Annotated in this window: 3 protein-coding genes and 1 pseudogene; all 4 read right to left on the reverse strand. The window is 71.8% G+C overall.

What is annotated here, in order from left to right:
• Nucleotides 1–242 (reverse strand): annotated as a pseudogene (locus VFZ20_RS26150) (hypothetical protein); the annotation flags it as partial.
• Between the two features lie 46 nt (nt 243–288).
• On the reverse strand, nt 289–2670 hold the full coding sequence (locus VFZ20_RS26155; RefSeq protein ID WP_329686913.1) for a glycosyltransferase family 2 protein: 2382 nt from the start codon (nt 2668–2670) through the stop codon (nt 289–291).
• A gap of 1065 nt (nt 2671–3735) precedes the next feature.
• On the reverse strand, nt 3736–6240 hold the full coding sequence (gene hrpB, locus VFZ20_RS26160; RefSeq protein WP_329686914.1) for an ATP-dependent helicase HrpB: 2505 nt from the start codon (nt 6238–6240) through the stop codon (nt 3736–3738).
• A gap of 494 nt (nt 6241–6734) precedes the next feature.
• Nucleotides 6735–8734 (reverse strand): BamA/TamA family outer membrane protein (locus VFZ20_RS26165; protein ID WP_329686915.1); only part of this gene is annotated, 2000 nt, incomplete at its 5' end.

An 8734-nucleotide genomic window follows, 5' to 3' on the forward strand; every position in this document is an offset into this window, starting at 1 on the left:
GTGGTGCCGGCCAGCCACAGGGCCAGCACGCACGAGCCCAGCACGAACCCCAGGATCACCCCCCGCAGCACCAGGTCCTCCGCGTGCTGGCTCCACCCCATCCGGTGCACCCCCGCCGTCACCCACCGCACGGGGCCCACGAGGACGAACGTCCCCGCCGCGAACCCCGACATCAGCCACAGGTAGGCCACCAGCCCCAGCGCGCGCCCCTTGCCGGCGCGCGGCCGCACGGTCACGTCCATCGGTCCCTCCCTTGTCCCGCGGTCCCGCACATTGGTACGCGGTGCTTCACGCCCGCGCCGCCTTCATCCCCGCCGCGTCGCCGCGGCCCGGCCACGCCCCCGCCTGCTCCGGCGCCGCGGGGAGCCCCGGCAGCCGCACCTCGCGCCCGCGCTGCACGCCCACGGCAAAGCGCAGCCCGATGGGCGTCTCGATGGCCCGCGCGAAGACCACCCGCCCCGTGCCCCGCACCCGCGTGCCCGGCACCTCGAAGTGCACGATGGTGTGGGGCGCCACGGGCTCGTCCATGATGAGCCGGGCCCCGCCCGCGCTGATCTCCTCCAGGAAGGCCACCCGCGTGTTCCCGCGCTTGCGGCCGACCGTGACCGTGGCCGGCATGCGCACGGGGCGGCGCCGCTCGCGCCGGGCGTTGCGCACCCAGTCCATCGTGCGCTCCAGGAAGCCCGGCGCGGCAATGCTGTACTGCGACTGCTCCAGGGGCACCGCGTGCTGCGTGCAGTGCAGCTCGATCTGGTCGCGCACGTTCATGGGCAGCTCGCCGAACGCAATGCCCGCCCGGTACGCCTGCACGGGCTCGCCCGCGGCCGCCTTTTCCTCGCGCCGGCGGCGCCGCCTGCCGCCCCGGGGCTGCACGGGCTCGCTGTACAGCACGCGGCCCGTGACCGTCACCGTGTCCGTGGAGAGGGGGAGGGTCAGGCGCATCTCCGTCCCCTCCGCCAGCGGCTGCGGGGTGCGGATGGCCATGCCGCCGGGGTTCAGGTCCTCGGCCAGGGCAATGCGGGTGCGGATGCGCCCGCCGCTGCCGGCCAGGGCCAGCGTGACGGGAAAGCGGTCGCGGAACCGGTGGTCCGCCCGGTGCTGCCGCGCCTGCATGCTGATGCGGACGACGGACGCCGCCACGGCGAAGTTGATGGCCGCCCAGAACAGGTTGCTCAGGAACGCAGCGGACTTCCACCCCGCCGCACCGCTGTACCCGATCCACCCCATCTCGTACGCCAGGGTGGCCCAGACGACGCCCAGCACCGTGAGCCCCATCAGCACCACCTGGGGCGAGTAGGTACGGAACGGCACGTGGCCGGGCCCCTTGGGCGTGACCTTGAACTTTTGCTCGCGGTTGCTGAAGAACGAGAAGACGGCCCGCGTGTAGGTCCAGAACTTCACCATGTGGTAGCGCTCGGAGATCCACGTGTTGCTGCGTCCCCGGCTCCACGCCTCCGAGAGCAGAAAGCTCAGGAAAAGAAAGGGAAGGAAGCGCGCGAGGAACTCCGCGTTGAGCGCCTTGATGGGCAGCACGCCGGTGAAGAAGAAGACCAGGGGCGCGGCGTAGTACACCAGCTTCTGCAGCCCGCCCACGTACGCCGTGAGCGACCCGAAGTAGCTGATGCGCTGCGACAGGCTGAGTCCCGGGTAGGTGAGCGGGTTGAAGCGCTTGAGCACCTGCATGCCGCCCTGGCCCCACCGCAGGTGCTGCGTGTGAAAGGCCACGGCGTTGTGCGCCGCCAGGCCGTACACCAGGCTCTCGCCGTAGAAGGCGCTGTTCCAGCCGCCGGCGTGCAGCACCAGCGAGGTCTCGATGTCCTCGGTGATGGTCTGCGTGCTGAACCCGCCGATGCTGTCCAGGGCCGCCCGCCGGATCACCGCGCTGCACCCGCAGAAAAAGGTGCAGTTCAGGCTGTCCTTGCCCGCCTGGATGACGCCGAAGAACAGGCGCTGCTCCTCCCAGATGCGGCGGGAGTGCTCGTCCACGTTGTAGGTGAACGCGTCCGTGTTGTAGAAGTCCTGCGGCGTCTGCACGAACGCCAGCTTTGGATCCTCGATGAAGAACCCCAGCACCCGGTCCAGGATGTGGGGCAGGGGTACGTGGTCGGCGTCCAGCTGCAGGATGAAGTCGCCGTCCGTGTGCCTGAGCGCGTTGTTGAGGTTGCCGGCCTTGGCGTGCTCGTGCGTGGTGCGGCGGATGTAGCCCAGCCCCAGCTCCTGGGCCATGGACAGCACCTCGTCGCGCTCGCCGTCGTCCAGGATGTACGTCTTGTGGGGATAGCGGATGGCCCGCGCGCCGATGGCCGTGCGGCGGATGACCTCCAGCGGCTCGTCGTAGCAGGTGATGTACACGTCCACCGTCATCCCCTCGGGCGCGGGGACGGGCTGCCGGTTGCGGATGCGCCACACGGAGTGGATCATCACGAACGCGGTGATCAGCCCCCACGTCTCGGCCAGGGCCAGGGGGATGGAGAACCAGAGCGCGTCGGGGTTGAGCGTCCATCCCCAGCGCCAGATGATGTAGTACGTCCAGTAGGCCAGCGTGACCACGGCGATGCCGCGGATGACGCGCTCCTTCCACGCGGGAAGGACCGGGATGGCGTTGGGCGGACGCCGCCGAAGCGGCTCGGCCTGGGGCGTCGTGGCGCCCGGGGACTGCGTGGTGCTCATGAACTCGCTCGTGCGCTTTTTTCCTGGCGATGCGGGCCGTTTCCTCGGCCTGCGATCGCGCGTCGCAAATCGGATGTTCCGCTTCAACACTGCTACGGAGAACGTACCAGACTGCGGATTGGCGCGCCGGCCATGCGAGTTCCATGCCCCGGAACCGGATGTTTAAGAATGGGGCGCAATCCTTTGAAATGCTGCATTTTAGGGCAATCGGATGCGCGGCAGGTGCCGTTCCCGGACGCTGACCTGCTACGTTTTCTTGATGCTGTTCGCGCCGGATGTTCCCGGTGAAGGAGAGGTGAGGAGCGGAAGGGAAGGGCAGTGGGTGCTCCCCCGAAATTGGACGGTCCGCGCCGGGAGCAGGCCGCCCCTCCGGCCCCGTCCCCGCTCGCATTCCCCGGCAGGCGCTGGATACGGCCGGCCGCACGGCTGTGGGCGGAGTCGGAGCGGCTGCGCAAGATCATCGATGCGGGTCGATGCCGGATGCGAAGCGCCCCGCCGGGATTCGCCGGCGGGGCGCTTTTGCGTGAAGACCGGGCTTCGCCGAGCGACTGAAGTCGCCGCAACCACTGCGGAAAGCCTCGCAAACTGCCGCGAGGCTTCAACCGCGCATCGGGGGCGGGCAGAGTCGGAGAGGCGCTCCGCGCCAAGGCCTCCTCTCGCGACGGACCAGTCCGCGCAGGCGGACTTCGTGCCTTTCCAGCGGCGAATTCATTCGCTCCGGCTGGGGCCCGATTCCGATCTGTCGATTCCGATCTGTCGATTCCTATCTGCCGATTCCGATCCGCCGATTCCGACCTACCGATTCCGACCTGCCGATTCCGATCTTCCGATTCCGATCTGCCGATTCCGATCCGCCGCTTCTGATCTGCCGCTTCTGATCTGCCGATTCCGATCTGCCGATTCCGATCTGCCGCTTCTGATCCGCCGATTCTGATCCGCCGATTCCGATCCGCCGATTCCGATCCGCCGATTCCGATCCGCCGATTCCGATCCGCCGATCCTGATCCGCTGATCCTGATCTGCTGATCCTGATCTGCTGATCCTGATCGGCCGATTCCGCCGCCGTCACGTCGCCGGGCGGGGGCGGACGCGCGACGTGGCTTGCGCCTGGAGGGGGTCGTCGGGCCAGTAGTGCTTGGGATAGCGGCCCTTGAGGTCCTTTTTGACCTCGAAGTAGCCCGTCTTCCAGAAGCTGGCCAGGTCGCGCGTCACCTGCACGGGCCGGTGCGCGGGCGACAGCAGGTGGATGACGAGCGGCACGCGCCCGCCCGCCACGCGCGGCGTCTCCGTCATCCCGAACAGCTCCTGCAGCCGCGCGGCCAGCACGGGCGCGTCCGGGTCCGCGTAGTCGATGGGGATGCGCGAGCCGCTGGGCACCTCCAGGTGCGACGGCACGAGCGTGTCCAGCGCCGTCCGCCGCTCCCAGCCCAGCAGGTTGAGCAGGATGTCCGTCAGGTCCAGCCGCTGCACCTCGTCCCACTTCGTCAGCCCGTAGACGTACGGACCCAGCCAGTCCGCCAGTTCTTCCGCCAGCGCCGCGTCCGAGACGTCGGGCCACGACGGATCGTGCCGGTGCATCAGCGCCATCCGCTCGCGCAGCTGCGCGGACGCCTTGCTCCACGGCAGCGCGTCCAGCCCCGCCCCCGCGATCGCCTCCAGCAACGCGGTCGTGACGAGGTCCGGATCGGGATCCGCCAGGGGTGCCTCGCGCAGCACGAGCGCGCCCAGGCGCACGCGGCGCCGCGCGCGGACGGCCTTCGCGTCCGCGTCCCAGGCGACGGCCTCCTCCGTCTCCACCTGGTCCGCGAAGTGGCGCTCGACCTCGTCCAGCTCCACGGGCGCAGCCAGGTAGACGCGGCTCTCGCGCCCCGTCCCGTCCAGCTCCGGCGCGACGAGGTACGGCGACGCGGCGAGCGGATCGCCCTCCGCCAGCGCGGCGCCCCGACCGTTGCGCAGGCGGTAGCGCCCGGGCCGCCCCGTGCGCCGCTGGCCGATGCGGTCCGGGTACGCCAGCGCCAGCAGCAGTCCGGCGGACTGCACGTCGCCCTCCTCGCCGCGGACGCCCAGCCGGCGCCGCCACTCGCGCGCCTCGGCCATCACCCGCCGCAGCGCGCCCACGTCCGCCGACGCGCGCACGCGGCGGTTGCCCGCGAGGTCGCGCAGGGCCTCCAGCCGCAGCCGCAGGTCCGCGTCCGGCGGGCCGTCTCCCCGGCGGAACGGGTCGCGCTCGCTCAGCAGGGCGGCCAGGTCGCACGCTAATCCGCCCAGCCCCAGCTCCCGCGCGCGCAACGCCATGTGCGCCAGCCGCGGGTGCAGCGGAAGCCCCGCCATCCGCCGCCCATGCGCGGTGACGGCGCCCGCGCGGTCCAGCGCGCCCAGCTCCGCCAGCAGCTCCCTGGCCTGCGCGAACGCGGCGGCCGGCGGCGGGTCCAGCCACGCCAGTTCCGCCGGATCCGCCACGCCCCACGCGGCCAGCTCCAGGGCGAGCGGCGCCAGGTCCGCGTCCAGGATCTCCGGCGTGGAGTGGGGGACGAGCCCCGCCTGCGCCGCCTCCGGCCACATCCGCCAGCAGACGCCCGGCGCCACGCGGCCCGCGCGCCCCGCCCGCTGCTCGGCGGACGCGCGCGACACCGTGGTCGTCTCCAGCCGCGTCATCCCCGTGCGCGGGGAGAAGCGGGGGACGCGCATCAGCCCGGAGTCGATCACGACGCGCACGCCCTCGATGGTCAGGCTCGTCTCGGCGATGGACGTGGACAGCACGACCTTGCGGCGGCCCGGCGGGCTGGGGGCGATGGCCTCGTCCTGCGCGGATTGCGGCAGGTTGCCGTACAGCGGGGTGACGCGGACGGACGACGGCAGATCCGCGTCGCGCAGCATCTCTTCCACGCGGTGGATCTCGCCCGCGCCGGGGAGAAAGACGAGCACGTCGCCGTCCGACGCGTTCACGGCATCGCGGACCACGCGCACGACGGCGCCCTCCATCCGCCCCTCCACGCGGTGCGGCAGGTAGCGGACGTCCACGGGAAAGCTGCGCCCCAGGCTGGTGACGACGGGCGCGTCGCCCAGCAGTGCGGCCACGGGGCCGCCGTCCAGCGTGGCGCTCATCACGAGGACGCGCAGGTCATCGCGGAGCAGGGCGCGGGACTGCAGCGTGAGGGCCAGCCCCAGGTCCGCGTGCAGGCTGCGCTCGTGGAACTCGTCGAAGATCACCAGGCCGACGCCCTCCAGCGCGGCGTCGGACTGCAGCATGCGCGTCAGCACGCCTTCGGTGACGACCTCGATGCGCGTCGTGGGCCCCACGCGCGTCTCCATCCGCACGCGGTAGCCCACCGTCCCGCCGACGTCCTGGCCCAGGGCCCGCGCCATGAACGTCGCCGCCGCGCGGGCCGCGAGCCGCCGCGGCTCCAGCATGACGATGCGCCGGCCGGCCAGCCACGGCTCGTCGAGCAGGGCCAGGGGCACGTGCGTGGTCTTGCCCGCGCCCGGCGGCGCCTGCAGCACGGCCGCGCCGGCGGATACGAGCGCTGCCCGCAGCTCCGGCAGCGCGGATTCGATGGGGAGGGTGGACATGGGGAGGAAGATAGCAGGGCGGGGAAGAGTCCTCAGCCCCGGATGGGACGGGATAGGCTGGTCGAGGGTTCGGCCGCGGGGGATGGATCATGCGGATCGCGGAGCGCCCCCCATCCCCAGCCCTTCCCCCATAAACGGCATGGGGGAAGGGAGGATCACAGGCCCGGCACCATGGCGGGTAGTCTGCCGGCCCGCCGAGGGGGCCCTCACCTGCGGATCGGCGTAGTCGCGCGACGATGCCGAGTCCGCGCAACCAGGAGCGAATGAATTCGCCGCTGGAAAGGCACGAAGTCCGCCTGCGCGGACTGCCCCAGCACGGGCCTGCCGATGTGCACCGGGGCGGCATCCGGTCGGTTGAAGCCTCCAGTTTGTGAGGCTTTCCGCTGTCGTTGCGGCGACTTCAGTCGCTCCGGCCGGATGCCCGCGCAAACGCAAAGAGGCCCGGCATCCGCGCCGGGCCTCTTTCGCACTTTTGCACTCACGCACTCACGCACTCAAAACGGCATGCCCAGCCCGAAGTTCAGGCTTGTGCGCTCGCCGCGCGCGACGGTAAAGAAGACGGACTGGCCCGCCGCGTTGAAGAACAACCCGCCGCCCGCGGCGTGGTGCCAGTCGCCGTCCGACTCGCCGTCCACCCACACGCGCCCCGCGTCCGCCAGGCCGATCACGCCCAGCGTGCCGCGCAGGCCCAGGTTGGCGCGGACGAGCGGCACGCGCAGCTCCGCCCCGCCAAACGCCATGGCATCGCCCGCGAAGCGCTGGCCCGTGTGGCCGCGCAACGTGCTGCCGCCGCCCAGGAAGGCCGACTCGAAGAACGGGAACTCGCCCCACACCTGCCGTCCGCCGGCGCGCAGGGCCAGCACGGGGCCCGCCCCCAGCGACAGGTACGTGGCGCCCCACGCGTGCGCCTCGCCAAAGGCGCCCTCCTCCTCCACGAGCCCCGGGTAGCCGGACCCGCCCAGCTCCAGCCGCCAGCCGCGCCGGGGAAAGCTCTCCACATCGCGCCCGTCCAGCTCCGCGTCCGCGCGCAGCCCCAGCTGCGTGTACGAGTCGTAGCCGATGGGCCGCACCGTCTCCAGCGGGCTTCCGGTCTCCAGCTCCGGCTCCGTGTACTGAAAGACGGGGCCCACGGACAGGCGGCCGTCGCCCATCAGGGGGAGGTTCCACGCGGTCGCGACGCGGATCTGCCGCAGCCAGCTGTCGTACTGCTCGCTCGTGCCCGTCCGCGTGGTCTCGTTGCCAAAGCCGAAGAACCGCACGTTCTCCAGCTGCGACGCGTGTCCATCCACCGTGTACCAGTGGCGCCGGTTCTCCGGGTGCAGCTCCGCGTTGCCCTCGAGCGTAAAGCGGTCCGTCTCCAGCGGCGCCCAGCCGATGCGGGCCTGCGCCTGCCAGGCGAACGGCTGCGTGCGAAACGCGTACTTGGTCATGGACGGACCCACGAACAGCACGGGCCCCGCGCCCCGCCGCCAGTCGGCCGAGGGCGACAGGTTGGACGCGCTCCAGCCCCAGTCGCGGTACGTGCGCCGGCCCGTGATGCTGCTGGTGTCCGTGGGCTGCTCCCAGGGCCGGGTGCTCACCTTGGTGCCGCGGCCGGGGAGCAGGCGGTTGTCGCCGCGGTGGTCGTAGAACGCGATGCCCGTGCTGCGCGTCTCGTCCACCATCACGTCGTCCCCGCCGCCGCCGATCACGCGCACGCTCACGCCGTGGCCGGGCCCCCGCACGTGCACGCTGTCCGCGCCGCCCTGCATGTACAGGCGCACGTCGTCCGTCTCGGCGTGCAGAAAGCGGCGCTGGTAGGTGACGAACCGCCGGTCGTTGTCCCCCGCGCCTGTCACGGTGATGTCGACGGAGCCGTCGTCGTTGCGGTCGATGACGGCCACTTCGTCCGCGTCCGTCAGGTACACGTCGATGTTGCGGGCCATGCGCTGGTACCACCGCGCCGCCATCTCGTCCAGCGCGTCGCGGCGGGCGCGCAGGTCGGAGATCAATCCCATCCGCCAGCCGTCCTGGTACTCCGCCGGCAGGGACTCCACGGCCCGGGTGATGGCGGCGTCCGTCAGCCGGCGCTGCACGTCGGCGGCGACGGAGTCCCACGCGGCGCGCGGCAGGTCCGAGAGCAGCCGCCGGTCCAGCGGCTCCGCCTGCACGGTAAGCCCCGTGAGGCTGGGATACTCGTCGGCGAAGCGCACCATGCGGATGAACACGGGGCGCGCGAGCGACAGCACGAGCCCCTCGTGGCGCACGAACGCGTTGTCGCGGTCGCGGGGGATGGGGCGCCACACGCGCAGGTCGCCGCGGTCGTAGCCGGCCCACCGCCACTGGTCCTCGTGGCGGTCCCAGTCGCCCATGAAGATGTCCGTGAGCCGGGCAGCGAGGTACGCGCGGCTGTCCAGCCGGTTGGTGGGGCTGTCCTCCAGGTCGTCCAGGAAGCCGTCCGTCCCCTTGACCACGTTGGCGCCGGCGAACGCGGGTCCGTCCACGGGGCGGGGCG

The organism is Longimicrobium sp. (genome assembly GCF_036280135.1).
In the GTDB taxonomy this organism is placed as follows: domain Bacteria; phylum Gemmatimonadota; class Gemmatimonadetes; order Longimicrobiales; family Longimicrobiaceae; genus Longimicrobium.

Bases quoted from the DNA above. Each gene is read 5' to 3' on its own strand.
- VFZ20_RS26155 (WP_329686913.1), bottom strand. From the start codon at position 2,670: ATGAGCACCACGCAGTCCCCGGGCGCCACGACGCCCCAGGCCGAGCCG.
- hrpB (WP_329686914.1), bottom strand. From the start codon at position 6,240: ATGTCCACCCTCCCCATCGAATCCGCGCTGCCGGAGCTGCGGGCAGCG.